This window comes from Enterobacter sp. RIT418 (assembly GCF_003057745.1).
Taxonomy (GTDB): Bacteria; Pseudomonadota; Gammaproteobacteria; order Enterobacterales; family Enterobacteriaceae; genus Enterobacter.
Genome location: NZ_QBJD02000019.1, coordinates 35129 through 61191, shown reverse-complemented (window position 1 = coordinate 61191; position 26063 = coordinate 35129). Strand labels below are relative to the sequence as shown.

The following is a 26063-nucleotide window of genomic DNA, read 5'->3' as shown; positions in this document are numbered from 1 at the left end:
AACAGACATGAGTTGATGGCCGCTAAACAGGCATGGATGACCCTGCCATACCATTCACAACATTAAGTTCGAGTATTACCCCGAGTTTAAGAACCCACACCATTATGAATCTTACCGAATTAAAGAATACGCCGGTTTCTGAGCTGATCACTCTCGGCGAAAATATGGGGCTGGAAAACCAGGCTCGTATGCGCAAGCAGGACATCATTTTCGCCATCCTGAAGCAGCATGCTAAGAGTGGCGAAGATATCTTTGGCGACGGTGTGCTGGAGATATTGCAAGACGGATTTGGTTTCCTCCGCTCTGCAGACAGCTCCTACCTCGCCGGCCCTGACGACATCTACGTATCCCCCAGCCAAATCCGCCGTTTCAACCTCCGCACTGGTGACACCATTTCAGGTAAGATTCGTCCTCCTAAAGAGGGTGAACGCTACTTTGCGCTGTTGAAAGTTAATGAAGTTAACTACGACAAACCGGAAAACTCGCGCAATAAGATCCTGTTTGAGAACTTAACGCCGCTGCACGCGAACTCTCGCCTGCGCATGGAGCGCGGTAACGGTTCAACCGAAGACTTAACGGCTCGCGTGCTGGATCTGGCCTCACCAATTGGCCGTGGCCAGCGTGGCCTGATTGTCGCGCCGCCTAAAGCGGGTAAAACTATGCTGCTGCAGAACATCGCGCAGAGCATTGCTTACAACCATCCAGACTGCGTGCTGATGGTGCTGCTGATCGACGAACGTCCGGAAGAAGTGACCGAGATGCAGCGTCTGGTGAAAGGCGAAGTTGTGGCTTCCACCTTCGACGAGCCGGCATCTCGCCACGTTCAGGTTGCGGAAATGGTTATCGAGAAGGCGAAACGCCTGGTTGAGCACAAGAAAGACGTGATCATCCTGCTCGACTCCATCACCCGTCTGGCGCGTGCGTACAACACCGTGGTTCCGGCTTCTGGTAAAGTGCTGACCGGTGGTGTGGATGCGAACGCCCTGCACCGTCCGAAGCGTTTCTTCGGTGCGGCACGTAACGTGGAAGAGGGCGGCAGCCTGACCATCATCGCAACCGCGCTGATCGATACCGGTTCTAAGATGGACGAAGTGATTTACGAAGAATTTAAAGGTACAGGCAACATGGAACTGCACCTGTCTCGTAAAATTGCTGAAAAACGCGTCTTCCCGGCTATCGACTACAACCGTTCCGGTACCCGTAAAGAAGAGCTGCTCACCACTCAGGAAGAGCTGCAGAAAATGTGGATCCTGCGCAAAATCATCCATCCGATGGGTGAAATCGACGCAATGGAATTCCTCATTAATAAACTGGCGATGACCAAAACCAACGACGATTTCTTCGACATGATGAAGCGCTCGTAACGCAAATAATCCCAGTAAACGCCACGTTTTTACGTGGCGTTTTTTATTTATGGGCTATACGCTATTACCACATACTCCCATTTTCGAACGGTCGGTGAGAGAATAAGCCGGTTTGAACAATCAAAGAAATAATTGATTGAAAAACATACAAAGGGAGTAGTAAAGGCGAGCTTTATTCCTTCTGAGGCAGAGGCTTCATGGTTATACTTCCGGGACTAACATTTGTTGAGAGCAATCCATTGTGAATCTACTCACTGCAGTTACTGAGCTGATCAGTATTTTTTTATTCACAACCTGTTTTTTGTTCATCGCGCGTAAGGTGGCAAAAAGAATCGGGTTGGTGGATAAGCCTAATTTCCGTAAACGTCATCAGGGCCTCATTCCACTGGTTGGGGGGATTTCAGTTTACGCGGGCATCTGTTTCACGTTCGGTATTGCTGATTACTATATTCCACACGCGGCGCTTTACCTCGCGTGTGCGGGCGTGCTGGTGTTAGTCGGCGCGCTGGATGACCGCTTTGATATCAGCGTCAAAATCCGCGCTACCGTGCAGGCCGCCATTGGCGTAATCATGATGGTTGTCGGCGGGCTCTATCTCAGAAGCCTGGGCTACGTTTTTGGTCCCTGGGAGCTGGTCCTCGGTCCGTTTGGCTTCTTCCTGACGCTGTTCGCCGTCTGGGCCGCCATTAACGCCTTCAACATGGTTGATGGTATTGACGGTTTGCTCGGCGGCCTGTCTTCCGTCTCGTTTGGCGCTATTGGCATTATTTTGTGGTTTGACGGTCAGTACAGCCTGTCAATGTGGTGCTTTGCCATGATTGCCGCCATCCTGCCTTACATTCTGCTGAACCTTGGCGCGCTGGGCCGTCGCTATAAAGTGTTTATGGGCGATGCGGGCAGTACGCTGATCGGCTTTACCGTTATCTGGATTTTGCTCGAAACCACGCAGGGAAAAACCCACCCTATTAGCCCGGTGACCGCGCTGTGGATCATCGCGATTCCGCTGATGGATATGGTGGCGATCATGTATCGCCGTCTGCGTAAGGGAATGAGTCCTTTCTCCCCGGACCGTCAGCATATTCACCACCTCATTATGCGTGCGGGCTTCACTTCACGTCAGGCATTCGTGCTCATTACGCTGGCGGCGGCTATTCTGGCCGGTATTGGCGTCGCTGCGGAATACTTGCACCATTACATTCCAGAATGGGTAATGTTGGTATTGTTCTTGCTTGCATTTTTCCTTTACGGTTATTGCATTAAGCGCGCATGGAAAGTAGCGCGATTTATCAAACGTGTTAAACGCAGGATGCGTCGGAACAGTGGCAACAACACAACATTAACTAAGTAAACCGGGACTATGATGACTCAACCGTTGGCGGAAGCGAAATCAGCAGTGACAGAAAATGAACTGGATATTCGTGGTTTGTTTCGCGTGTTATGGAGAGGCAAGCTGTGGATTGTCGGGATAGCGCTGGGCTTTGCGCTGCTTGCGCTGGCCTATACCTTCTTTGCAAAACAGGAGTGGAGCGCCACGGCGATCACGGACCGGCCAACGGTGAACATGCTCGGTGGTTTTTACTCTCAGCAGCAGTTTCTGAATAATCTGGATATCAAGGCGAACCTTGCCACGCCGGACCAAAATTCCGTAATGGACGAAGCCTACAAAGAGTTCGTCATGCAGCTGGCTTCCTGGGATACCCGCCGCGATTTCTGGTCCCAGACGGATTACTACAAGCAGCGCATGTCCGGAAACAGTAAAGTCGATGCGGCGCTGCTGGATGACATGATTAACAACATCCAGTTTATGCCCGGTGATGCGCTGCGCAACGTTAGCGACAGCGTAAAGCTGATCGCGGAAACCGCGCCGGACGCCAATAACCTGCTGCGTCAGTACGTTGCTTTTGCCAGCCAGCGCGCTGCAAGCCATCTTAACGATGAGCTGAAAGGCGCATGGGCTGCCCGCACCATTCAAACGAAAGCCCAGGTGAAACGCCAGGAGGAGGTCGCGCAAGCTATTTTCGCTCGTCGCGTACATAACCTGGAGCAGGCCCTGAAGATTGCTGAGCAGCGCAACATTTCCCGCAGCGAGACGGACGTACCGTCTGAAGAGCTGCCGGATTCGGAAATGTTCCTCCTGGGCCGCCCAATGCTTCAGGCGCGCCTTGAAAATCTCCAGGCCGTTGGCCCTGATTTTGACCTCGATTACGACCAGAACCGCGCCATGTTGAATACCCTGAACGTGGGGCCAACGCTTGACCCACGTTTTCAGACCTATCGGTATTTGAGAACGCCTGAAGAACCTGTAAAACGCGATAGCCCGCGTCGCGCATTCCTGATGATCATGTGGGGTATCGTGGGTGCCCTGGTTGGCGCTGGCGTGGCGTTAACGCGTCGCCGCACAAACTAAGAACGCCATCTACGATGAAGGCTTCGGCCTTCATCGTCTAATCGAAGAGAATCGATGTGAAAGTACTTACCGTATTTGGCACCAGGCCGGAGGCCATCAAGATGGCACCTCTGGTTCATGCGCTAGCCAGAGATCCTGATATTGACGCAAGGGTATGCGTTACCGCGCAGCATCGCGAGATGCTGGATCAGGTCTTAACTCTCTTTTCTATCGTCCCGGATTACGATCTCAATATCATGAAGCCGGGGCAGGGGTTGACGGAGATCACCTGCCGTATTTTGCAAGAGCTCAAGCCGATTCTGGAATCCTTCAAGCCTGATGTGGTGCTGGTGCATGGTGATACCACCACCACCGTGGCGACCAGTCTGGCCGCGTTTTACCAGCGCATTCCCGTTGGTCATGTCGAAGCAGGCCTGCGCACCGGCAACCTCTATTCACCGTGGCCGGAAGAGGCCAACCGCACGCTCACCGGCCATCTGGCGATGTTCCACTTCGCGCCAACGGAAAATTCTCGCCAGAATTTGCTCCGTGAAAATATCGCCGACAAGCAAATTTTCGTTACCGGAAATACGGTAATCGACGCGCTAATCTGGGTGCGCGACCGGGTGCTCTCCAACGACGATCTTAAGGCCGAGCTTGCCGCACGCTATCCGTTTTTGAACAACGGTAAAAAAACGATCCTGGTAACGGGCCACCGCCGCGAAAGCTTTGGCCGCGGCTTCGAACAGATTTGCCACGCGCTGGCGGACATCGCTGCCGACAATAAAGATGTGCAAATCGTCTATCCGGTTCACCTCAATCCTAACGTCAGCGAGCCGGTCAACCGCATTCTGGGGCACGTTGAGAACGTCCTGCTGATTGAACCGCAGGACTACATGCCGTTCGTCTGGCTGATGAACCACGCCTGGCTGATCCTGACGGACTCCGGCGGCATTCAGGAGGAGGCACCTTCTCTGGGCAAGCCGGTGCTGGTGATGCGTGAAACCACGGAGCGCCCGGAGGCGGTAAAAGCCGGTACGGTACGCCTGGTGGGCACGGATAAGCAGCGTATCGTCGACGAAGTGACGCGCTTGCTGCACGATGACGAAGAGTACCAGGCGATGAGCCGGGCCCATAACCCGTACGGCGATGGGCAGGCTTGTGAGCGTATTTTGCATGCACTTAAACACAATCGGGTAACGCTATGAGTTTTACTACCATCTCTGTCATTGGTCTTGGCTACATTGGGCTGCCTACCGCGGCGGCCTTCGCCTCACGTCAAAAGCAGGTTGTGGGCGTGGATATCAACGCGCGCGCGGTGGAAACCATCAACCGTGGTGAAATTCATATCGTGGAGCCGGATCTCGATCGCGTGGTAAAAGAGGCCGTCGACGGCGGATTCCTGCGCGCCAGCACCGTGCCGGTAGAGGCGGATGCCTACCTGATTGCGGTCCCGACGCCGTTCAAAGGCGACCATGAGCCCGATATGGCCTTCGTTGAGGCCGCGGCAAAATCCATCGCGCCCGTGTTAAAGAAAGGTGCGCTGGTCATTCTGGAATCCACCTCGCCGGTAGGCGCGACGGAGCAGATGGCGCAGTGGCTGTCCGAAGCGCGTCCCGACCTCACCTTCCCGCAGCAGGCGGGTGAACAGGCTGATATCAACATCGCCTACTGCCCCGAGCGCGTTCTGCCGGGCCAGGTGATGGTGGAGCTGATTAAGAACGACCGCGTGATCGGCGGCATGACGCCGGTATGCTCCGCGCGCGCCAGCGAGCTATATAAGATTTTCCTCGAAGGCGAATGCGTAGTGACAAACTCCCGCACCGCCGAAATGTGCAAGCTGACCGAAAACAGCTTCCGCGACGTCAACATCGCCTTTGCGAATGAACTGTCGCTAATTTGTGCCGATCGTGGAATTAACGTCTGGGAACTGATTAGCCTGGCGAACCGCCATCCGCGCGTGAACATCCTGCAGCCGGGCCCGGGCGTGGGCGGACACTGCATCGCCGTGGACCCGTGGTTTATCGTGGCGCAGAACCCGGAGCAGGCTCGCCTGATCCGCACCGCGCGCGAAGTCAACGACAGCAAGCCGCACTGGGTGCTGAATCAGGTTAAGGCCACGGTAGCGGACTGCCTTGCCGAAAGCGGCAAGCGTGCCAGCGAGCTGAAAATCGCCTGCTTCGGCTTGGCGTTCAAGCCGAACATCGACGATCTGCGCGAAAGCCCGGCAATGGAAATTACCGATGCAATCGCAGGCTGGCACAGCGGTGAAACGCTGGTGGTTGAGCCGAATATCCATGCGCTTCCGGCGACGCTGGCAGATAAGTGCACGCTTACCGCGCTAGACGACGCGCTGGCGACGGCGGATGTTCTGGTGCTGCTGGTGGATCACAAAGAGTTTAAAGCAACGCCTGCCGATGCCGTTTCGCAGAAATACGTTGTTGATACCAAAGGCGTCTGGCGTTGAGTGAGCTGAACGGCGTGCTGGAACCCCTTCAGTGGGAAAGCGCCTTTTTTGCGGTTCCTTCGGCCATCGTGCGCCTGCGCGAGGAGGCTCCCGCGCTTACCCAAGCTGACTTTTCGGCGTGGCAGCGCGTGCAGGCTAAAGTCCCCGCCGGACGTGCCGACCTGCTGGACGCCCTCCAGCGGCGGGGCTTTCAGATGGTTGAGGGAGAGGTCGATCTCTCCCTTTCCGTGGGCCGTCACGCGTCGCCCGGTGCGGAAATGGCTAAAGAGCAGGACATCGCGGTGCTGCGCCAGATGGCCGCAGAGGCGTTTGCCCTGAGCCGCTTTCGCGCGCCCTGGTATGCGCCTGATGACAGCGGCCGCTTCTACGCCCAGTGGGTAGAAAATGCGGTTAAAGGCACGTTCGATCACGTCTGTTTTGTTTTTCGCGCAGAGGATAGCCGCATCACCGGGTTTGTTACTCTGCGTAAGCTGAATGACCGCGAAGCCCGCATTGGGCTTTTGGCCGGGCGCGGCATGGGCGAGAAGCTCATGCAGGCGGCGCTGCACTGGGCGCAACGGCAACATCTTTCGACGCTGCGGGTGGCGACCCAAATGGGCAATACCGCCGCGCTTAAACGTTATATCGCGAGTGGCGCCAACGTTGATGCCACCGCCTACTGGTTATACAGGTGACAAGATGATCCCCTTTAATGCGCCTCCCGTTGTGGGAACAGAACTCGACTATATGCAGTCAGCCATGGGCAGCGGCAAGCTCTGCGGTGACGGCGGATTTACCCGTCGCTGCCAGCAGTGGATGGAGCAGCGTTTTCACAGCGCCAAGGTGCTGCTGACGCCGTCCTGTACGGCTTCGCTGGAGATGGCGGCGCTGCTGCTGGACGTCCAGCCCGGCGATGAAGTGATCATGCCCAGCTACACGTTCGTCTCCACGGCGAACGCCTTTGTCCTGCGCGGAGCCAAAATCGTGTTCGTGGACGTGCGTCCGGACACCATGAACATTGATGAGACCCTGATTGAAGCGGCGATAACCGAAAAAACGCGGGTCATCGTGCCTGTTCACTACGCGGGCGTCGCCTGCGAAATGGACACCATTATGGCGATCGCCAAAAAGCACAACCTATTCGTGGTGGAAGACGCCGCGCAGGGCGTGATGTCCACCTACAAAGGGCGCGCGCTGGGCTCCATTGGCCACATCGGCTGCTTTAGCTTCCATGAAACCAAAAACTACACGGCGGGCGGCGAAGGCGGCGCGACGCTGATTAACGACCGCGCGCTGGTGGAGCGCGCGGAAGTGATCCGCGAAAAGGGCACGAACCGCAGCCAGTTCTTCCGTGGTCAGGTGGACAAATACACCTGGCGCGATATTGGCTCAAGCTACCTAATGGCCGACCTGCAGGCCGCGTACCTGTGGGCGCAGCTGGAGGCCGCCGAGCGCATTAATCTTCAGCGCCTGTCCCTGTGGCATACCTACTACGACGCGCTGGAGCCGCTGGCGAAAGCCGGGCGTATCGAACTGCCTACCGTACCGGCCGACTGCGTTCATAACGCCCACATGTTTTATATCAAGCTGCGCGATAACGACGATCGCAGCAGGCTGATTGCCTGGCTGAAAGAAGCGGAGATTATGGCGGTGTTCCACTACATTCCGCTGCACTCCAGCCCTGCGGGCGAAGAGTTTGGCATGTTTGCGGGTGAAGACCGGTATACCACGAAAGAAAGTGAGCGCTTACTAAGGTTGCCACTGTTCTACAACCTCGCGCCGGTTAACCAGCGCACGGTGATCAATACCCTCCTGAGCTACTTCGGCTGATATGTCTCTGGCAAAAGCATCGGTGTGGACCGCCGCGTCCACGCTCGTCAAAATTGGGGCCGGACTGCTGGTCGTCAAGCTGTTGGCCGTCTCGTTTGGCCCATCCGGCGTGGGGCTGGCGGGTAACTTTCGCCAGCTGGTGACGGTGCTGGGCGTTCTGGCAGGCGCCGGTATCTTTAACGGCGTAACCAAGTATGTGGCGCAGCATCACGACGATCCCGGAAAGCTCCGCGCCGTCGTGGGAACGTCATCCTCCATGGTGCTGGGCTTTTCCACGCTGCTGGCGGCGGTCTTTTTGCTGGCGGCAGCGCCGATAAGCCAGGGGCTGTTTGGCCATACGCACTATCAAGGCCTGGTGCGGCTGGTAGCGCTTGTTCAGATGGGGATCGCGTGGGCGAACCTGCTGCTGGCGCTGATGAAAGGCTTCCGCGACGCGGCCGGAAACGCGCTGGCGCTGATTCTGGGCAGCGTTATTGGCGTGATCGCCTATTACTTCTGCTACCGCCTCGGCGGCTATGAAGGGGCGCTGCTGGGGCTGGCGCTGGTGCCTGCGCTGGTGGTCATTCCCGCCGCGTTTATGCTGATGCGCAGAGGCGATATCCCGCTGCGCTATCTCAAGCCGCAGTGGGACAAAGTGCTGGCGGGGCAGCTGGGTAAATTTACCCTGATGGCGCTCATTACGTCCGTCACGCTGCCTGTCGCCTACGTGATGATGCGAAACCTGCTGGCGGCGCACTACAGCTGGGATGAGGTGGGGATTTGGCAGGGCGTAAGCAGCATTTCTGACGCCTACCTCCAGTTTATCACCGCGTCCTTCAGCGTCTGGCTGCTGCCGACCCTATCGCGCCTTATTACTAAGCAGGACATCACCCGCGAGATCCTCCGCTCCCTGCGCTTTGTTTTACCGGCTGTGGCGGTGGCGAGCTTTACCGTCTGGCTGCTGCGCGACGTCGCCATCTGGCTGCTCTTTTCGGCAAAGTTTACCGCCATGCGCGATCTCTTTGCCTGGCAGCTGGTTGGGGATGTACTGAAAGTAGGCGCTTACGTTTTCGGCTATCTGGTGATTGCCAAAGCGTCGCTGCGGCTGTATATCCTCGCAGAGGTGAGCCAGTTTGCGCTGCTGACGGCGTTCGCCCACTGGCTGATCCCGGTGCACGGCGCGCTGGGCGCCGCTCAGGCCTACATGGCAACCTATATCGTTTATTTCGCTGCCTGCTGCGGCGTATTTTTACTTTGGCGTAAACGCGCATGACTGCACTGATTCACATACTGGGTTCGGATATTCCACACCATAACCAGACCGTGCTGCGGTTCTTCAACGACGAGCTGGCGTCCGGCTCGTCTGATGCGCGCGAGTTTATGGTGGTTGGCCAGGATAACGGCCTGAGCGCGGCGTGCCCGGCGCTGAATATCACCTTCTGGCCGAACAAAGCGGCGCTGGCGAAGGCGGTTGTCGCGAAGGCGAAAGCCAATCGGGCGCAGCGCTTCTTTTTCCACGGCCAGTTCAATACCGGCCTGTGGCTGGCGCTGCTGAGCGGTGGAATTAAGCCTTCACAGTGCAGCTGGCACATCTGGGGCGCGGACCTGTACGAAGTGTCTCACGGCTGGAAGTTCCGCCTTTTCTATCCGCTGCGCCGCCTGGCGCAGGGGCGCGTGGGCCGCGTGTTCGCCACTCGTGGCGATCTTAATTACTTTGCGAAACAGCACCCGGGCGTGCGCGGCGAGCTGCTCTATTTCCCGACCCGCATGGATCCGGCGCTGAACGCGATGGCGAACGCGTCGCAGCGTGAGGGTAAGCTGACGATTCTGGTAGGGAACTCGGGCGATCGCAGCAACGAACACGTCGCGGCGCTCCGCGCGGTTCATCAGCAGTTTGGCGATACGGTAAACGTGGTGGTGCCGATGGGCTATCCGGCCAATAACGACGCCTATATCGACGACGTGCGCCAGCAGGCGTTGGCGCTTTTCAGCGAAGAGAACGTGAACGTTCTGCGGGAGAAGCTGGCGTTTGACGATTACCTCGCGCTGCTGCGCAGGTGCGATCTCGGCTATTTTATCTTTGCCCGCCAGCAGGGGATTGGCACGCTGTGTCTGCTCATACAGGCCGGCGTGCCGTGCGTCTTGAACCGTGAAAACCCCTTCTGGCAGGATATGGCTGAACAGCACATTCCGGTGCTGTTTACGTCCGACGCGCTGAACGTTGAGGTCGTGCGTGAAGCGCAGCGTCAGCTGGCGCTGGTGGATAAAAACGCCATCGACTTCTTCAGCCCGAACTACCTTACGCCGTGGCACCGCGCGCTGCGTATCGCCTCAGGAGAGACAGCATGAGCCAGTTGCAATTTAGCGGCCTGCTGGTGGTGTGGCTGCTGAGCACGCTGTTTATCGCCACGCTGACGTGGTTTGAGTTTCGCCGCGTGCGTTTTAACTTCAACGTCTTCTTCTCGCTGCTGTTTCTGCTCACCTTTTACTTCGGCTTCCCGTTAACCAGCGTGCTGGTATTCCGCTTTGACGTGGGCGTTGCGCCGCCGGAAATCCTGCTGGAAGCGCTGCTGTCCGCTACCTGCTTCTACGCGGTGTACTACGTTACCTATAAAACGCGGCTGCGTTCCGTTAAAGAGACGGCGCCTCGCAGGGCGCTGTTCACCATGAACCGGGTAGAGACGCACCTGACGTGGGTGATGCTGATGACCATCGCGCTGGTAAGCGTGGCCGTGTTCTTCATGCATAACGGTTTTCTGCTGTTCAAGCTCCAGTCTTACAGCCAGATTTTCTCCGCCGAAGTGTCCGGCGTGGCGCTCAAGCGCTTTTTCTACTTCTTCATTCCGGCGATGCTGGTGGTCTTCTTCCTGCGGCAGGACAGCAAGGCCTGGCTCTTTTTCCTGGTCAGCACCGTTGCGTTCGGCATCCTCACCTACATGATTGTGGGCGGCACGCGCGCCAACATCATTATCGCCTTCGCCATTTTCCTGTTTATCGGCATCATTCGCGGCTGGATCTCCTTATGGATGCTGGCAGCGGCGGGGGTGTTCGGTATTGTCGGGATGTTCTGGCTGGCGCTGAAGCGCTACGGCCTGAACGTGGCCGGTGACGAGGCGTTCTACACCTTCCTGTACCTGACGCGCGATACGTTCTCGCCATGGGAAAACCTGGCGCTGCTGCTGCAAAACTACGACAAAATTGACTTCCAGGGGCTTGCGCCCATCGTGCGCGACTTCTATGTCTTTATCCCGACGTGGCTGTGGCCGGACCGTCCGGGCGTAGTGCTCAACACCGCGAACTACTTTACCTGGGAAGTGCTGAATAACCACTCCGGCCTGGCGATTTCGCCGACGCTTATCGGCTCGCTGGTGGTCATGGGCGGCACCTGGTTTATCCTGCCGGGGGCCGTTGCCGTGGGCCTGATCATCAAATGGTTCGATTGGCTCTACGCGCTCGGCAACCGGGAGACGAATCGCTATAAGGCGGCGATTTTGCACAGTTTCTGTTTCGGTGCCATTTTCAATATGATCGTTCTGGCGCGCGAGGGGCTGGATTCGTTCGTCTCGCGCGTCGTTTTCTTTATGGTGGTTTTCGGTATCTGCCTGCTGCTCGCCAAGCTGCTGTACTGGCTGTTTGAGAGCGCAGGGCTCATTCACAGACGCGAACCACGGGGCAGCACAACGCTGTCGCAAGTCTGAGTAAGGATCGTAATGACTGACACAACCTCCGCACCGCGCTATGCGCTGCGCGGCCTGCAGCTTATTGGCTGGCGCGATATGCAGCACGCGCTCGACTATCTGTTTGCCGACGGAAAGATGAAATCGGGCACGCTGGTGGCGATCAATGCCGAAAAGATGCTGGCGGTAGAAGATAACGCCGAGGTGCGAAGCCTGATTGAAGCGGCCGAGTTTAAGTACGCGGACGGCATTAGCGTCGTGCGCTCAATCCGCAAAAAGTATCCCGGCGCTAATGTTTCACGCGTGGCGGGAGCCGACCTGTGGGAAGAGCTGATGGCGCGCGCGGGGGCCGAAGGGACGCCTGTTTTCCTGATCGGCGGCAGGCCGGACGTGCTCGCTCAAACCGAGGAGAAGCTGCGTCGTCAATGGAATGTTAACATCGTGGGCAGCCAGGACGGTTACTTCAAACCGGAAGATAAGCAGGCGCTGTTTGAACGCGTGCGCGACAGCGGGGCGAAGATTGTCACCGTGGCCATGGGCTCGCCGCGCCAGGAGATCCTGATGCGGGACTGTCGTCTCGTCAGCCCGAATGCGCTCTATATGGGCGTTGGCGGCACGTATGATGTTTTCACCGGCCACGTTAAGCGCGCCCCGAAAGTATGGCAAAAGCTGGGGCTGGAGTGGCTCTATCGTCTGCTGTCCCAGCCGACCCGAATCAAACGACAGATTCGTCTGCTCCGCTACCTCAGCTGGCACTACACCGGAAAAATGTAATCAAAATGTAGCGCGATCTGCTATTCGCGCTGCAACTCCCCTGCAAAACTGCTGCGTTTATGTGCAATGCATTCATTTTTTTTATGCATCGTTTGCCATTTGCCCGATTTTGAGAAACCATTCGCTCCGTATTTCAGTACCCCTAAAAACAATAACCGGCAAAAAGCCGGTAAACAGCAAACACAACCGAGGATTTATGGCAGAGAAAAAACCGGAGCTCCAGCGTGGTCTGGAAGCTCGACACATTGAATTGATCGCGCTGGGCGGCACAATCGGCGTGGGCCTGTTTATGGGCTCCGCAAGCACGCTCAAATGGGCAGGGCCTTCCGTTTTACTGGCGTATATCATCGCCGGGCTGTTCGTTTTCTTCATTATGCGATCGATGGGCGAAATGCTGTTTATGGAGCCAGTTACTGGTTCTTTCGCCGTTTACGCGCACCGCTATATGAGCCCCTTCTTTGGCTATCTCACGGCCTGGTCGTACTGGTTTATGTGGATGGCGGTAGGGATTTCGGAAATCACCGCCATAGGGGTCTACGTTCAGTTCTGGTTCCCGGACATGGTCCAGTGGATACCCGCGCTTATCGCCGTGGGGCTCGTGGCGCTGGCAAACCTCGCGGCGGTTCGCCTTTACGGCGAAATCGAGTTCTGGTTCGCGATGATTAAGGTCACCACCATTATCGTGATGATTATCGTTGGCCTGGGCGTGATCTTCTTCGGCTTTGGCAACGGCGGTCATTCGATTGGCTTTGGCAATCTGACCGAGCACGGCGGCTTCTTCGCGGGCGGCTGGAAGGGCTTCCTGACCGCGCTGTGCATCGTGGTGGCTTCCTATCAGGGCGTCGAGCTGATCGGCATTACCGCAGGTGAAGCGAAGAACCCGCAGGTCACGCTGCGCAGCGCGGTGGGCAAAGTCTTGTGGCGCATCCTGATTTTCTACGTGGGCGCGATCTTCGTTATCGTCACTATTTTCCCATGGAACGAAATCGGCACCACCGGCAGCCCGTTTGTGCTCACCTTCGCGAAGATTGGCATCACCGCGGCGGCAGGTATCATCAACTTCGTCGTCCTGACTGCCGCGCTTTCCGGCTGTAACAGCGGGATGTACAGCTGCGGGCGCATGCTCTACGCGCTCTCCAAAAACAACCAGCTGCCGGCGGCAATGAGCAAAGTCTCGCGTGCGGGTGTCCCGGTTGCGGGCGTGGCGGTATCGATTGTCATTCTGCTGATCGGCTCCTGCCTGAACTACATCATTCCTAATCCGCAGCGCGTGTTTGTATACGTCTACAGCGCCAGCGTGCTGCCGGGCATGGTGCCGTGGTTCGTGATCCTGATTAGCCAGCTGCGCTTTCGCCAGGCGCACAGGCAGGCGATTGCCAGCCACCCGTTCCGCTCGATTTTATTCCCGTATGCGAACTACATGACGATGGCCTTCCTGATTTGCGTATTAATCGGGATGTACTTTAATGAAGATACCTGCATGTCGCTGTTTGTCGGGATTATCTTCCTGGCCGCCGTGACGGCTGCGTACAAGCTTTTTGGCCTCGGTCGCCGCGCCTCGACGCAGAAAGTGGAGGATTAAGCGGCAAAATGTGCAAACCATAACCAAACGCGCATTTTTTTCAAAAAAGCACTAGACAGCGGGGACGGAGGTACGTAATATCCAGCCCCGCAACGGCGCTAAGCGCCCGTAGCTCAGCTGGATAGAGCGCTGCCCTCCGGAGGCAGAGGTCTCAGGTTCGAATCCTGTCGGGCGCACCATTAACCCGGTGCTGGAGCTGCGGTGGTCTGAGAAGTAGTCAGTACCGCGTGAAAGAATACAGTGGTGGCTATAGCTCAGTTGGTAGAGCCCTGGATTGTGATTCCAGTTGTCGTGGGTTCGAATCCCATTAGCCACCCCATTATTTGAAAGAGTTGTGAATTGCGAAGGTGGCGGAATTGGTAGACGCGCTAGCTTCAGGTGTTAGTGTTCTTACGGACGTGGGGGTTCAAGTCCCCCCCCTCGCACCACGACTTTTTAAATGAATTGAACTAAAAATTCAAAAAAGCAGTACATCGGCGAGTAGCGCAGCTTGGTAGCGCAACTGGTTTGGGACCAGTGGGTCGGAGGTTCGAATCCTCTCTCGCCGACCAATTTTGAACCCCGCTTCGGCGGGGTTTTTTGTTTTCTGCGATTCCCTGTCTTTGTAGTTTCCTCACGACAACACGCTCTCTACATGTCGCATTTCGGTGACACTTAACTTGTTAATTCAGAAGTAAATATTATGCAAGCGCGTTTATTGTCTCCAGATGGCGACGTTTGAACGCGGTTTACGGCGTGGCCATGCGCATAGGACGCTGCTTAGCAGCGAAATTTCCTTTTATCTTAAAATGTTGCGCGATGTAAAAGTTCTGCGTGTCATGTTGGCACGTTACGTGCAATAATATACGCGTAGATGCTCATTCCATCTCTTATGTTCGCCTTAGTGCCTCATAAACCCAGGAATGACGCAGAGCCGTTTACGGTGCTTATCGTCCACTGACAGATGTCGCTTCGGCCTCATCAGACAACATGGACACAACGTTGAGTGAAGCACCAAATATGTTGTCTTAAAGACCTGTTTTAACGCCTGCTTTTATAGCAGGCGTTTTTTTATGGGCAAAAAAAGGAGGCCTTCTGGCCTCCCTCTTATCTACGGCTGATTGCCGTTGTTCTGCAACGTCAGCAGAAGCCCGTCGCGCCGCATGGCGGCTGCCTCTTCGGGCTTGTGCTGCTTATCCAGCGAATCCGCAAGCCAGGCGTAATCGTACGCGTCAGGACGCTGCTTCAGCGCCGCGCGGAAGGCGAGGCTCGCCTCCTGCCATTCGCCGTGCTTCATCAGCGACTGGCCGAGCGTGCTCCACAGCAGCGGGCGGTCGCCCACGGTTTTGATTTGCTGACGCAGCGCTTTTTCGATTTGCTCTGGGTTATTGGTTTTCAGGCGCGGGATCACCATTACCAGTCGATCGTCGTACTGACGCTTCAGGCCGTCGAGAACGATCTCCTGGGCGGTGTCATGATCGTCACATTCAATCAAATGTTCCGCCATTGCCACCTGCAGCGGAACCTGCTGGCGCGTTTTGCGGCTCTGATTCTTCCACCAGGTTTTCAAACCGTCGCTGCCCAGGTCGGCTCGCGCCTGATCCATAAGGCCAATCCACGCCATGCGCTGCAGCTCGTCACGGTGCTCATCATCGCCCACGTCGGCTTTCGCCATGGACGGAATGACGTCCAGCAGCGAGCCCCAGGCGCCGGTGCGGATGTAGGCCTGCTCGGCAAGGCGCAGCACTTCCGGATGGCGCGGGGTGATTTCCAGCAGACGATCGACGCCGTGGCGCGCCGCGTGGTTTTCGTTACGCGCCAGCTGAAGGCGAACGCGGGTGATTTCAACCGGAATCGGATCCTTCGTGGACAGCTCGGACGCGCGCTCAAGGTGCTGATTCGCGCGGGCTTCATCGCCCCGCTGCTGCGCGGCTTCTGCGGCCAAAAGATAGTTCACCACCGGCTGCTCGGCATGGTCGGCATTTTTCGACATCAGCTTTTCAACCTGCTGATAATCGCCTTCAGCCAGCTTCAGCAGCGCCTGTTCGGTCTGCTTGCGGGCGCGGCGACGCTTGCGGCCCACGAACCAGCCGCGCGTATGCGCGCCGGTGCGGAAGAGGCGGCGCAAGATCCACTCAATGGCAAACAGCACGACCACGCCGAGGATCAGAACGATGACCAAACCCGTCACGCTGGTTTCGATGTTGTAGTTATCGGTCTGGATCAGCACGTAGCCCTGGTGGCCTGCAAGCATCGGGCCGAGGACGATCCCGGCGATGAGCAAGAGAAAGAGGAAGAGAACTTTAAGCATCGTTACTCTCCTTGTGGCGCTTCAGGTGCCGAGGCGGGCGCCGTAGCCTGAGGCTCTGCCGGAACGCCCGGCTGCGCCAGCAGGTTACGCACGCGTGTCTGCATCAGCTTTTCCAGAATCGGCTGGCTGACCAGCTTGTCCGGTACGCTCATGGTGATGTTTTGCTGGCTCAGCTTGTCAATATCTTCCAGGAACGCGGTCGTGGTGGCGTCGTCGGTGTTGTAGTACGCGCGCACCCACGTCGAGACGTTATCCAGCGCCTGCTTGTAGGTCTCTTCCTGATGGCGCGGCACGGCCTGCGCGGCGACAAGCAGGCGAGAGCGGATGTTTTCGCGCAGATAGATATCCTGATTTGGCGCGAGCAGCGGCACGGCGGTCTCGTCGCGGCGGCGGATCGTGATGAAGCTGTCCATAAAGTTCTGCCAGCTTTTTTGCAGGTTGATGCGCCACTCGCTTAGCGAGCTGGAAAGCTCCGTGCCGTCAGAGTCCATCGGGGAGTCGTCGTCGTTGTTATCCGCCAGCTGGAGGTTATCAATCTGGTTCGAGAGCTGGTTAACCTTGAGGATGATGCCGTCATAATCCACCTGCGAAACCGCAGACAGGCTGGCGATATCTTCGGTGATGGCGCGGCGCGCGTTGATCAGGCTCGGATCGTTCATATCCGCCAGGCTGGCGTCGGCGCTTTTCAGCAGCGCGGCAGCAGTGGTAACGTCCTGATCGCTCCAGAGCTTGCGTCCGGCAAGCTTAACCAGAAAATCCGCCTGCGAGAGCAGCCAGGTTTTCGCATCGGTGCCGGAAATGGTCGCAACCTTTTGCTGCACCTCGTCGAGCTGTTTCGCCAGCGATTGCTGCTTCGCGTTCGCGTCAGCCAGCTCGGCGGCCTGCTGCTTGATCACGCCTTCCAGCTCGGATTTTTGCGTCTCCTGCGCTTTCTGCAGGGCGGTAATTTGGTTGACCAGCGCGTCGCTGGTCGCCGTCTGGTTGGTGCCCTGTTGCTTCACCAGGCCATACAGGCCGACGCCTGCCGCCAGCGCAATGGCGACGGCAATCGCACTCAGCGCAAGGCTGGTTTTACTGCCGCCGTTTTTCTTCTCAACGGTTTTCTCAGTCGTTTCTGGCTGCGGCGTAATGTCCACAGTTTCCCTGGTCTCTTCAACCACGGCGGAGGATTTTTCGTGTTCCGTCATTATGGCTTCCCATTTGAGAGTTATTGTAATGCGCGAAGCAGCGCATCGTTGTCGGCGTTATCAGCGATCCGAATATCCTGCCAGCCCAGTTCCCGGGCGAGGTTCGCCAGACGCTCGCTGACGACCAGAAGCCGACAGCGGAGTAACCAGTTTTCCCGATACCATGTCGGAACGAGCGCCCAAAGCTGTTGCAGCATTTCACCGCTGGTTACCACCAGAGTTGAAATGCCGCGCGCCTGCCAGCGCATGGCCTCCTGTGCGCCATCGTAATGTTTTGCACAGCGCTGATAGCATTCGCAAAACGTCACGTCAGCGCCGCGCTCGCGCAGCGTTTCGCCCAACAGCTCGCGGCCGCCGTTGCCGCGAAGGATCAGCGCGCGCTTGCCGACAAGAGTTTGTAATTCAGGTAATTGTAGCAAGACTTCGCTGATTTCCCGATCCAGCGGGTAGCGAACGTCTATTCCGCTTACGGTATGCAGGGCCAGCGCCGTCGTCCGCCCGATGGCGAAATAGCGCGGAGCGGTTGGCCAGCGCGTCCCATCCTGCTGAAGCTGCGCATGGGCAAAATCCACGGCATGCTGCGACAGGGCGAACAGGAGATCGTCCTCCTGGAGGGCATTTAAACGGTCGGTGAGCGCAAAGAGCTCCCGACCGGGGGAAAATTCGATCAGCGGAAAACTCCAGGCCACCTGCCCCAGTGCGCGCAGACGGCTCACTAATTGCTCTCCTGCGGGAGAAGGGCGGGTGACAAGAATGCTCATGCAGGGGGTTCTCCGTTATAAACCTCGGCCAGAATCTCGCGAGCGCCGTTATCAAGCAGCTCTTCAGCCAGCGATACGCCAAGCGTTTCGGCCTCTTCTGGCCTGCCGCGACGTTCACCGCGCACCATCTGCGTGCCGTCCGGCGCACCGACCAGCGCGCGCAGCCACAGCTCGCCGTTAGTTAATTCAGCATAGCTGCCAATTGGCACCTGGCAGCCGCCTTCGAGGCGGGTATTCATCGCCCGCTCGGCTTTGACGCGAATCGCGGTCTCATCGTGATTCAGCGGGGCAAGCAGCGCGCGGGTGCGTTCGTCGTCAAGACGGCATTCGATACCCACGGCGCCCTGGCCCACTGCCGGTAGCGAGAGCTCCGGCGGCAACGCCACGCGAATGCGCGACTCCAGCTCCAGGCGCTTCAGGCCCGCCACCGCGAGGATAATGGCATCGTATTCGCCGTTATCCAGCTTGCCGAGGCGCGTGCCGACGTTGCCGCGCAGCGAGCGAATCACCAGATCCGGACGGCGCTCGGCCAGCTGGCACTGACGGCGTAAACTCGACGTGCCAACCACGCTGCCCTGCGGCAACGCATCCAGCGAATCATAATGGTTTGAGACAAATGCATCGCGCGGATCTTCGCGCTCGCAGATCGTCACCAGCCCCAGCCCTTCCGGAAACTCAACGGGCACGTCTTTCATAGAATGCACGGCGATATCGGCACGCTTATCAAGCAGTGCCAGCTCAAGCTCTTTGACGAACAAGCCCTTTCCGCCCACCTTTGCCAGCGGCGTATCAAGAATCACATCGCCGCGCGTGACCATCGGCACCAGCTCGACGCGCAGTCCGGAGTGGCAGGCTTCAAGGCGCTGCTTAACATAATGTGCCTGCCAGAGCGCAAGGGGGCTTTGGCGTGTGGCAATTCTCAAAACATTGTCTAACATGCTTGTTACCGTCATTATCAATCGCTAACCATCCTAACATTGTTGACTCTCGGATGGCAGTTTTACGGTTGATGAGACGAGTGAGGGACAGGGCGGCGTTCTCGTCAGCCAAAGCCGTATTCAGGAATTTACACGTACAGAACGGTGCTACACTTGTATGTAGCGCATCTTTCTTTACGGTCAACCGGCAAGGTGTTAAATTGATCACGTTTTAGACCATTTTTTCGTCTGTACCACCATAAAGATAAGGGCGAAAAAGGGTAACGGTTATCTTTTTGAAATACTGCGGGCCTGCTGTTATTCGATTCTGGAATAGCATGTAACGCCCGGAAACATCAGGCGATACGTCTTGTACCTCTATATTGAGACTCTAAAGCAGAGACTGGATGCCATTAATCAACTGCGTGTGGATCGCGCGCTTGCTGCCATGGGACCTGCATTCCAACAGGTTTACAGTCTGCTGCCGACATTACTGCACTATCACCATCCGCTGATGCCGGGCTACCTTGATGGTAACGTTCCCCAGGGCATTTGCCTCTTCACGCCTGATGAAACCCAACAGCATTATCTCAACGAACTTGAACTCTACCGCGGTATGCCGCCACAGGTTTCACCAAAAGGTGAACTGCCGATCACCGGCGTTTACTCTATGGGGAGTACCTCATCGGTAGGGCAAAGCTGTTCGTCTGATCTCGACATCTGGGTCTGCCATCAATCCTGGCTCGATAACGAAGAGCGCCAGCTGCTGCAGCGTAAATGCAGCCTGCTGGAGAGCTGGGCGGCGTCGCTCGGCGTGGAAGTCAGCTTCTTCCTGATTGATGAAAACCGTTTCCGCCACAACGAAAGCGGCAGCCTGGGTGGCGAAGACTGCGGCTCGACGCAGCACATCCTGCTGCTGGATGAATTTTACCGTACCGCGGTACGTCTCGCCGGCAAGCGTATTCTGTGGAATATGGTGCCGTGCGATGAAGAAGAACATTACGACGATTACGTGATGTCGCTCTATTCGCAGGGCGTTCTGACGCCGAACGAATGGCTGGACCTGGGCGGCCTCAGCTCCCTGTCCGCCGAAGAGTACTTTGGCGCGAGCCTGTGGCAGCTTTATAAAAGCATCGACTCGCCGTACAAAGCGGTGCTCAAAACGCTGCTGCTCGAAGCCTATTCCTGGGAATACCCGACGCCGCGCCTGCTGGCGAAAGACATTAAACAGCGCCTGCACGACGGCGAAATTGTCTCCTACGGGCTTGATGCCTACTGCATGATGCTGGAGCGCGTTACCGAATACCTGAAGGCCATTGATGACCACACGCGTCTTGACCTCGTGCGTCGATGTTTCTATCTCAAGGTATGCGAAAAACTGAGCCGCGAGCGCGCCTGCGTGGGCTGGCGTCGTGAGGTGGTCAGCCAGCTCGTGAAAGAGTGGGGCTGGGACGAAGAGCGCCTGGCGATGCTCGACAACCGCGCCAACTGGAAAATCGACCAGGTGCGCGAAGCGCACAACGAACTGCTCGATGCGATGATGCAAAGCTACCGCAACCTGATCCGCTTTGCGCGCCGCAACAACCTGAGCGTTTCCGCCAGCCCGCAGGACATCGGGGTGTTGACCCGTAAGCTGTACGCCGCGTTCGAAGCGCTGCCGGGGAAAGTCACGCTGGTGAACCCGCAGATTTCGCCGGACCTGTCAGAACCGAACCTGACCTTTATTTTTGTGCCGCCGGGCCGCGCGAACCGCACCGGGTGGTATCTCTACAACCGTGCGCCAAGCATGGATTCCATCATCAGCCATCAGCCGCTGGAATATAACCGCTATCTGAACAAGCTGGTGGCCTGGGCCTGGTTTAACGGCCTGCTGACCTCGCGCACGCGCCTGTTTATCAAGGGCAACGAGGTCGTCGATTTAGCCAAGCTGCAGGAGATGGTCGCGGACGTGTCGCACCACTTCCCGCTGCGCCTGCCTGCGCCAACGCCGAAAGCGCTCTACAGCCCGTGTGAAATTCGCCACCTGGCGATTATCGTCAACCTGGAATACGACCCGACGGCGGCCTTCCGCAATCAGGTGGTCCACTTTGACTTCCGCAAGCTGGACGTCTTTAGCTTCGGCGAGCAGCAAAACTGCCTGGTGGGCAGCGTCGATCTGCTGTACCGCAACTCGTGGAACGAAGTGCGTACCCTGCACTTCAACGGCGAGCAGGCGATGATTGAGGCGCTGAAAACCATTCTCGGCAAGATGCACCAGGATGCCGCGCCGCCGGACAGCGTGGAGGTGTTCTGCTATAGCCAGCACCTGCGCGGCCTGATCCGTACCCGCGTGCAGCAGCTGGTGTCGGAATGCATCGAGCTTCGCCTCTCCAGCACCCGGCAGGAAACCGGGCGCTTTAAGGCGCTGCGCGTCTCCGGCCAGACATGGGGCCTGTTCTTCGAACGTCTGAACGTGTCGGTGCAGAAGCTGGAAAACGCCATCGAGTTTTACGGCGCGATATCGCACAACAAGCTGCACGGCCTGTCGGTGCAGGTGGGAACCAACCACGTCACGCTGCCGCAGGTGGTGGATGGCTTTGCGAGCGAAGGGATTATCCAGTTCTTCTTTGAAGAGTCGGGGGACGACGCCGGTTTCAACATTTATATTCTGGATGAGACCAACCGCGCCGAGGTCTATCACCACTGTGAGGGCAGCAAAGAGGAGCTGGTGCGCGACGTCAGCCGCTTCTACTCCTCTTCCCACGACCGCTTCACCTACGGCTCAAGCTTTATTAACTTCAACCTGCCGCAGTTCTACCAGATCGTGAACGTGGACGGGCGCGCGCAGGTGATTCCGTTCCGCACCCAGACTATCGCGCCGGTTCCCGCAAATCAGGATACCGCACCGCTGCTGCAGCAGTATTTCTCCTGATTTAAACTGCCATAGGCCCGGTAAGGCGCAGCCGCCACCGGGCAAAAAAGCTACCTGAAGCTGACGGTCTCACCGGCCTGCGCCGTCGCCGCCTGCTCCAGCAGATCCCAGAACGTTTCGCCGCTGCGGTCGCATACCCACTCGTCACCTTTCAGATCGAAATGGTAGCCGCCCTGTTTGGCCGCCAGCCACACCTGGTGCAGCGGCTCCTGACGGTTGATGATGATTTTGCTGCCGTTTTCGAAGCTCAGGGTCAGGATGCCACCGTTGATTTCACAATCGATATCGCTGTCGCCGTCCCAGTCGTCCAGGCGCTCTTCAATGGTCATCCACAGGGTGTCGGCGAGGCGATGAAATTCACTGTCGTTCATGGTTTTGTTCCTTTTTTCGTGATGGCGGCAGTATAACGCTAAATAATTCCCGTTGCAGGAAAGCGGCAAACTCTTGCTTTTGTGTCTTCTCCTGCGATGATAGAAACAGATTTGAACTTACGGGCAACTTTATAATGAAAAACGTCTTCCGAGCGCTTGCCGTTCTTGTCACTCTGTTTAGCCTGACCGGCTGCGGACTCAAGGGACCTCTCTACTTCCCGCCAGCGGATAAAAACGCGCCGCCGCCAACCAAGCCTGTGCAAAGTGGTATTGATTCCACAACGCCGGACACCAACGACCGCGGCGACAACGGCGGCCCGACCCAGGTGAATTACTGACAATTACGTTCTGTACCCGCGAAGTGGAGCAAATGATGCAGTTCTCTAAAATGCATGGCCTGGGCAATGACTTTATGGTCGTCGACGCGGTAACGCAGAATGTCTTTTTCTCTCCGGAGCTGATCCGCCGTCTGGCGGATCGCCACCTTGGCGTGGGCTTTGATCAGCTGCTGGTGGTTGAGCCGCCTTACGATCCCGACCTTGATTTCCACTATCGCATCTTCAACGCGGACGGCAGCGAAGTATCCCAGTGCGGTAACGGCGCGCGCTGCTTTGCCCGCTTTGTGCGCCTGAAAGGGCTGACCAACAAGCGCGATATTCGCGTCAGCACCGCCAATGGCCGCATGGTGCTGAGCGTCACCGACGACGAGCTGGTGCGCGTGAACATGGGCGAGCCCAACTTCGATCCTTCCGCCGTGCCGTTTCGCGCCAACAAAGCGGAAAAGACCTATATCATGCGCGTGGCCGAGCAGACAGTATTGTGCGGCGTCGTCTCAATGGGTAACCCCCACTGCGTGATTCAGGTTGATGATGTGGAAACCGCGGCGGTTGAATCCCTCGGCCCGGTGCTGGAAAGCCACGAGCGCTTCCCCGAGCGTGCAAACATCGGTTTTATGCAGGTGGTGAAGCGCGAGCACATTCGCCTGCGCGTGTTCGAGCGCGGCGCGGGAGAAACGCAGGCCTGCGGAAGCGGCGCCTGCGCGGCCGTGGCGGTAGGTATCTCACAAGGGTTATTGGCAGAAGAGGTGCGCGTGGAGTTACCGGGCGGACGGCTTGATATCGCCTGGAAAGGACCGGGTCATCCACTCTATATGACGGGCCCGGCGGCACATGTCTATGACGGGTTTATCCATCTATGAAACAACCAGGGGAAGAACTGCAGGAAACGGTGACGGCGCTGGACGATGCGGCCGTCGTTGATTATCTGCTGAACAATCCTGAGTTCTTTATTCGCAACGCGCGCGCGGTCGAACAGATGCGCGTGCCGCACCCGGTGCGCGGCACCGTGTCGCTGGTCGAATGGCACATGGCGCGTTCGCGCAACCACATCCATCAGCTCGAAGAGAACATGACGCTGCTGATGGAGCAGGCCAGCAGCAACGAGAGCCTGTTTTATCGCCTGCTGAATCTACAGGCGCGGCTGGCGTCGGCGCACAGCCTGGAAGAGTTCCTCAACCGCTTCCACCGCTGGGCGCGCGAGCTTGGGCTGGCGGGCGCAACGATTCGCCTCTTTCCTGACCGCTGGCGCATTGGCGCACCGTCCGGGTTTACCCATCTGGCGCTCAGCCGTCAGGCATTTGAACCGCTGCGCATTCAGCGTCTTGGGCATGAACACCACTATCTCGGGCCGCTGAACGGACCTGAGCTGCTGGTGGTATTGCCGGAAGCCAAAGCGATTGGCTCGGTGGCGATGTCGCTGATGGGTCGCGACGGCGATCTGGGCGTGATGCTCTTTACCAGCCGCGACGCGCATCATTACGAGCCGGGCCAGGCCACGCACCTCTTGCAGGAGCTTGCGCTGATGCTGCCGGAGCTGCTGGAGCGCTGGATTGAACGGATATGACGGACACGCTGCTTTCAACTGACGTTACGCGGTTCCTGCGCTATCTGGGCGTTGAGCGCCAGCTTAGCCCCCTCACGCTGCTGAATTACCAGCGCCAGCTTGATGCCATTATGGAGATTGCCGACGAGATCGGCCTGAAAAGCTGGGAGCGCTGCGACGCGGCAACGGTGCGCGGTTTTGTCGTGCGCAGCCGTAAAAAAAACCTCAGCCCGGCAAGCCTGGCGCTGCGGCTCTCGGCCCTGCGCAGCTTCTTCGACTGGCTGGTGAGCCAGGGCACGCTCAAGGCCAATCCGGCAAAAGGTATCGCCACGCCTAAAGCCCCACGCCATCTGCCCAAGAATATCGACGTTGACGACGTGAACCGCCTGCTGGATATCGATCTTAACGATCCGCTGGCCGTGCGCGATCGCGCGATGCTGGAGGTGATGTACGGCGCCGGGCTGCGTCTTTCCGAGCTGGTCAACCTCGATCTCAAGCATCTCGATCTGGAATCCGGCGAAGTGTGGGTGATGGGGAAAGGCAGCAAGGAGCGCCGCCTGCCGATTGGCCGCAACGCCGTTTCGTGGATTGAGCACTGGCTGGATCTGCGCGGGCTGTTTGGCGCTGAGGAGAACGCGCTGTTTCTGTCGAAGCTCGGCAAGCGTATCTCCGCGCGCAACGTGCAAAAGCGCTTTGCGGAGTGGGGCATCAAGCAGGGGCTGAACAGCCACGTGCATCCGCACAAGCTGCGCCACTCCTTTGCGACCCACATGCTGGAGTCGAGCGGCGATCTGCGCGGCGTGCAGGAGCTCCTCGGCCATGCGAATTTATCGACGACTCAAATTTATACCCACTTAGACTTCCAACACCTTGCCTCGGTGTATGACGCGGCGCATCCACGCGCCAAACGGGGGAAATAATGCGTTTTTACCGCCCACTGGGCCAGATTTCCGCAATCACCTTTGACCTTGATGACACCCTTTATGACAACCGCCAGGTGATCCTGCGCACCGAGCAGGAGTCGCTGGCGTTTGTGCAAAACTACCACCCGGCGCTAAAGGCCATGCAGAACAAGGATTTCCAGCAGCTGCGCCAGTCCCTGCGCGAAACCGAGCCGGAGATTTATCACGACGTGACCGAATGGCGCCGCCGCGCGGTGGAGCAGGCGATGCTGAACGTCGGGCTGAGCGCGCGCGACGCGGCGATCGGGGCCGAAGCGTCAATGGAAAACTTCGCCAAATGGCGCAGCCGTATCGACGTGCCGCAGGCAACCCACGAGACGCTGGCGAAGCTTGCCGAAAAGTGGCCGCTGGTCGCGATCACCAACGGCAACGCGCAGCCGGAGCTGTTTGGCCTGGGCGACTACTTTGAGTTTGTGCTCCGCGCGGGTCCGCACGGGCGCGCCAAGCCGTTTAGCGATATGTACCACCTGGCGGCCGAAAAGCTAAATCTGCCGCTCGGCCAGATCCTGCACGTGGGCGACGACCTGACGACGGACGTCGCCGGTGCCATCCGCTGCGGCATGCAGGCGTGCTGGATCAAGCCGGAAAGCGCCGACCTGATGACAGCGCAGGACAGCCGCCTGCTGCCGCACGTGGAAATTTCGCGGTTGGCATCCCTCACGACGCTGATATAATCATCAATTGTTCTGTATAAATTAACAGGGTTTTGGCGGGTCATATTCGCCAGCCCGACATGACGTGACGG

The 26063-nt window shown here is 57.7% G+C and carries 23 protein-coding genes and 4 tRNA genes; 22 read left to right on the top strand and 5 right to left on the bottom strand.

Translation table 11 applies throughout. The features are described 5' to 3' along the window. The first annotated feature begins 104 nt into the window (after window positions 1-104). The 16 genes from rho to DBY73_RS19120 all read left to right on the top strand — a co-directional run bounded on the left by rho (window position 105) and on the right by DBY73_RS19120 (window position 14589). Window positions 105-1364, top strand: a complete 1260-nt coding sequence (rho, locus tag DBY73_RS19195) for a transcription termination factor Rho (RefSeq protein WP_001054528.1) — start codon at window positions 105-107, stop codon at window positions 1362-1364. 241 nt (window positions 1365-1605) lie between these two features. Beyond that, window positions 1606-2712, top strand: coding sequence for a UDP-N-acetylglucosamine--undecaprenyl-phosphate N-acetylglucosaminephosphotransferase (gene wecA, locus DBY73_RS19190; RefSeq protein ID WP_112012642.1), 1107 nt, complete (start codon window positions 1606-1608; stop codon window positions 2710-2712). Between the two features lie 12 nt (window positions 2713-2724). Continuing rightward, window positions 2725-3771, top strand: coding sequence for an ECA polysaccharide chain length modulation protein (wzzE, locus tag DBY73_RS19185; RefSeq protein ID WP_112012641.1), 1047 nt, complete (start codon window positions 2725-2727; stop codon window positions 3769-3771). A gap of 56 nt (window positions 3772-3827) precedes the next feature. Continuing rightward, the gene (wecB, locus tag DBY73_RS19180) at window positions 3828-4958 is read left to right on the top strand and encodes a UDP-N-acetylglucosamine 2-epimerase (non-hydrolyzing) (RefSeq protein ID WP_112012640.1); all 1131 of its coding nucleotides are present in this window, start codon (window positions 3828-3830) and stop codon (window positions 4956-4958) included. Continuing rightward, on the top strand, window positions 4955-6217 hold the full coding sequence (wecC, locus tag DBY73_RS19175; RefSeq protein WP_112012639.1) for a UDP-N-acetyl-D-mannosamine dehydrogenase: 1263 nt from the start codon (window positions 4955-4957) through the stop codon (window positions 6215-6217). The genes wecB and wecC overlap by 4 nt, the downstream gene beginning before the upstream one ends. Next, window positions 6214-6891: a dTDP-4-amino-4,6-dideoxy-D-galactose acyltransferase gene (gene rffC / locus DBY73_RS19170; protein ID WP_112012638.1), complete on the top strand. Its 678-nt coding sequence runs from the start codon at window positions 6214-6216 to the stop codon at window positions 6889-6891. Before wecC ends, rffC begins: the two co-directional genes overlap by 4 nt. 4 nt (window positions 6892-6895) lie before the next feature. Further along, window positions 6896-8026 carry a dTDP-4-amino-4,6-dideoxygalactose transaminase gene (gene rffA, locus DBY73_RS19165; protein ID WP_112012637.1) on the top strand — a complete coding sequence of 377 codons (1131 nt, stop codon included), beginning with the start codon at window positions 6896-6898 and terminating at the stop codon, window positions 8024-8026. A 1-nt stretch (window position 8027) separates the two neighbouring features. After that, entirely contained in the window at window positions 8028-9278 is a 1251-nt protein-coding gene (gene wzxE, locus DBY73_RS19160; protein ID WP_112012636.1) for a lipid III flippase WzxE, read from the top strand. Then, window positions 9275-10354: a TDP-N-acetylfucosamine:lipid II N-acetylfucosaminyltransferase gene (locus tag DBY73_RS19155; protein ID WP_112012635.1), complete on the top strand. Its 1080-nt coding sequence runs from the start codon at window positions 9275-9277 to the stop codon at window positions 10352-10354. The genes wzxE and DBY73_RS19155 overlap by 4 nt, the downstream gene beginning before the upstream one ends. Continuing rightward, entirely contained in the window at window positions 10351-11703 is a 1353-nt protein-coding gene (wzyE, locus tag DBY73_RS19150; protein WP_112012634.1) for an ECA oligosaccharide polymerase, read from the top strand. Before DBY73_RS19155 ends, wzyE begins: the two co-directional genes overlap by 4 nt. Before the next feature lie 12 nt (window positions 11704-11715). Then, window positions 11716-12456 (top strand): lipopolysaccharide N-acetylmannosaminouronosyltransferase, encoded by a 741-nt coding sequence (gene wecG, locus DBY73_RS19145; protein ID WP_112012633.1) that lies wholly within the window; start codon window positions 11716-11718, stop codon window positions 12454-12456. Window positions 12457-12652: 196 nt separating this feature from the next. After that, complete coding sequence (locus DBY73_RS19140; RefSeq protein ID WP_112012632.1) at window positions 12653-14038, top strand: amino acid permease; 1386 nt, start codon at window positions 12653-12655, stop codon at window positions 14036-14038. A gap of 102 nt (window positions 14039-14140) precedes the next feature. Then, window positions 14141-14217: transfer RNA gene (locus tag DBY73_RS19135), tRNA-Arg, on the top strand. A gap of 64 nt (window positions 14218-14281) precedes the next feature. Next, window positions 14282-14357 (top strand) — tRNA-His (locus DBY73_RS19130). Between the two features lie 22 nt (window positions 14358-14379). Beyond that, window positions 14380-14466, top strand: a tRNA-Leu gene (locus DBY73_RS19125). 46 nt (window positions 14467-14512) lie between these two features. Further along, window positions 14513-14589 (top strand) — tRNA-Pro (locus DBY73_RS19120). 539 nt (window positions 14590-15128) lie between these two features. Here DBY73_RS19120 and hemY read toward each other — a convergent pair. Genes hemY through hemC form a run of 4 tightly spaced genes read right to left on the bottom strand, consistent with a single transcriptional unit; the run spans window position 15129 to window position 19214 of the window. After that, a complete protein-coding gene (hemY, locus tag DBY73_RS19115; protein WP_112012631.1) occupies window positions 15129-16328 on the bottom strand; it encodes a protoheme IX biogenesis protein HemY in 1200 nt (399 codons plus the stop codon). 2 nt (window positions 16329-16330) lie between these two features. Next, complete coding sequence (gene hemX / locus DBY73_RS19110; protein WP_112012630.1) at window positions 16331-17515, bottom strand: uroporphyrinogen-III C-methyltransferase; 1185 nt, start codon at window positions 17513-17515, stop codon at window positions 16331-16333. A gap of 20 nt (window positions 17516-17535) precedes the next feature. Beyond that, window positions 17536-18276, bottom strand: a complete 741-nt coding sequence (gene hemD, locus DBY73_RS19105) for a uroporphyrinogen-III synthase (protein ID WP_112012629.1) — start codon at window positions 18274-18276, stop codon at window positions 17536-17538. Beyond that, window positions 18273-19214 carry a hydroxymethylbilane synthase gene (gene hemC, locus DBY73_RS19100; protein ID WP_146745795.1) on the bottom strand — a complete coding sequence of 314 codons (942 nt, stop codon included), beginning with the start codon at window positions 19212-19214 and terminating at the stop codon, window positions 18273-18275. The genes hemD and hemC overlap by 4 nt, the downstream gene beginning before the upstream one ends. A 349-nt stretch (window positions 19215-19563) precedes the next feature. Between hemC and cyaA the strand changes: the two genes are divergently transcribed. Continuing rightward, entirely contained in the window at window positions 19564-22104 is a 2541-nt protein-coding gene (cyaA, locus tag DBY73_RS19090) for a class I adenylate cyclase (RefSeq protein WP_112012627.1), read from the top strand. 50 nt (window positions 22105-22154) lie between these two features. Here cyaA and cyaY read toward each other — a convergent pair whose 3' ends face one another. Then, window positions 22155-22475, bottom strand: coding sequence for an iron donor protein CyaY (gene cyaY / locus DBY73_RS19085; RefSeq protein ID WP_006179235.1), 321 nt, complete (start codon window positions 22473-22475; stop codon window positions 22155-22157). A gap of 134 nt (window positions 22476-22609) precedes the next feature. Between cyaY and DBY73_RS19080 the strand changes: the two genes are divergently transcribed. From DBY73_RS19080 to yigB, 5 genes are read left to right on the top strand one after another with little or no spacing between them, the layout of a single operon-like run. Then, a complete protein-coding gene (locus DBY73_RS19080; RefSeq protein WP_112012626.1) occupies window positions 22610-22813 on the top strand; it encodes a lipoprotein in 204 nt (67 codons plus the stop codon). Window positions 22814-22848: 35 nt separating this feature from the next. Continuing rightward, window positions 22849-23673, top strand: a complete 825-nt coding sequence (dapF, locus tag DBY73_RS19075) for a diaminopimelate epimerase (RefSeq protein WP_112012625.1) — start codon at window positions 22849-22851, stop codon at window positions 23671-23673. After that, complete coding sequence (locus DBY73_RS19070) at window positions 23670-24377, top strand: DUF484 domain-containing protein (protein WP_112012624.1); 708 nt, start codon at window positions 23670-23672, stop codon at window positions 24375-24377. Before dapF ends, DBY73_RS19070 begins: the two co-directional genes overlap by 4 nt. Then, window positions 24374-25276, top strand: a complete 903-nt coding sequence (gene xerC / locus DBY73_RS19065; RefSeq protein WP_112012623.1) for a tyrosine recombinase XerC — start codon at window positions 24374-24376, stop codon at window positions 25274-25276. Before DBY73_RS19070 ends, xerC begins: the two co-directional genes overlap by 4 nt. Then, window positions 25276-25992: a 5-amino-6-(5-phospho-D-ribitylamino)uracil phosphatase YigB gene (gene yigB, locus DBY73_RS19060; RefSeq protein WP_112012622.1), complete on the top strand. Its 717-nt coding sequence runs from the start codon at window positions 25276-25278 to the stop codon at window positions 25990-25992. The genes xerC and yigB overlap by 1 nt, the downstream gene beginning before the upstream one ends. Window positions 25993-26063 lie beyond the last annotated feature (71 nt).

What these genes read in the sequence shown, in the direction of transcription:
- cyaY (WP_006179235.1), bottom strand. Translation starts at nt 22,475, where the DNA reads ATGAACGACAGTGAATTTCATCGCCTCGCCGACACCCTGTGGATGACC.
- hemY (WP_112012631.1), bottom strand. Translation starts at nt 16,328, where the DNA reads ATGCTTAAAGTTCTCTTCCTCTTTCTCTTGCTCATCGCCGGGATCGTC.
- yigB (WP_112012622.1), top strand. Translation starts at nt 25,276, where the DNA reads ATGCGTTTTTACCGCCCACTGGGCCAGATTTCCGCAATCACCTTTGAC.
- hemD (WP_112012629.1), bottom strand. Translation starts at nt 18,276, where the DNA reads ATGAGCATTCTTGTCACCCGCCCTTCTCCCGCAGGAGAGCAATTAGTG.
- hemC (WP_146745795.1), bottom strand. Translation starts at nt 19,214, where the DNA reads ATGTTAGACAATGTTTTGAGAATTGCCACACGCCAAAGCCCCCTTGCG.
- DBY73_RS19070 (WP_112012624.1), top strand. Translation starts at nt 23,670, where the DNA reads ATGAAACAACCAGGGGAAGAACTGCAGGAAACGGTGACGGCGCTGGAC.
- wecC (WP_112012639.1), top strand. Translation starts at nt 4,955, where the DNA reads ATGAGTTTTACTACCATCTCTGTCATTGGTCTTGGCTACATTGGGCTG.
- wzyE (WP_112012634.1), top strand. Translation starts at nt 10,351, where the DNA reads ATGAGCCAGTTGCAATTTAGCGGCCTGCTGGTGGTGTGGCTGCTGAGC.
- DBY73_RS19155 (WP_112012635.1), top strand. Translation starts at nt 9,275, where the DNA reads ATGACTGCACTGATTCACATACTGGGTTCGGATATTCCACACCATAAC.
- rffA (WP_112012637.1), top strand. Translation starts at nt 6,896, where the DNA reads ATGATCCCCTTTAATGCGCCTCCCGTTGTGGGAACAGAACTCGACTAT.
- hemX (WP_112012630.1), bottom strand. Translation starts at nt 17,515, where the DNA reads ATGACGGAACACGAAAAATCCTCCGCCGTGGTTGAAGAGACCAGGGAA.
- wecG (WP_112012633.1), top strand. Translation starts at nt 11,716, where the DNA reads ATGACTGACACAACCTCCGCACCGCGCTATGCGCTGCGCGGCCTGCAG.
- rho (WP_001054528.1), top strand. Translation starts at nt 105, where the DNA reads ATGAATCTTACCGAATTAAAGAATACGCCGGTTTCTGAGCTGATCACT.
- wzzE (WP_112012641.1), top strand. Translation starts at nt 2,725, where the DNA reads ATGACTCAACCGTTGGCGGAAGCGAAATCAGCAGTGACAGAAAATGAA.
- xerC (WP_112012623.1), top strand. Translation starts at nt 24,374, where the DNA reads ATGACGGACACGCTGCTTTCAACTGACGTTACGCGGTTCCTGCGCTAT.
- wzxE (WP_112012636.1), top strand. Translation starts at nt 8,028, where the DNA reads ATGTCTCTGGCAAAAGCATCGGTGTGGACCGCCGCGTCCACGCTCGTC.
- DBY73_RS19140 (WP_112012632.1), top strand. Translation starts at nt 12,653, where the DNA reads ATGGCAGAGAAAAAACCGGAGCTCCAGCGTGGTCTGGAAGCTCGACAC.
- dapF (WP_112012625.1), top strand. Translation starts at nt 22,849, where the DNA reads ATGCAGTTCTCTAAAATGCATGGCCTGGGCAATGACTTTATGGTCGTC.
- DBY73_RS19080 (WP_112012626.1), top strand. Translation starts at nt 22,610, where the DNA reads ATGAAAAACGTCTTCCGAGCGCTTGCCGTTCTTGTCACTCTGTTTAGC.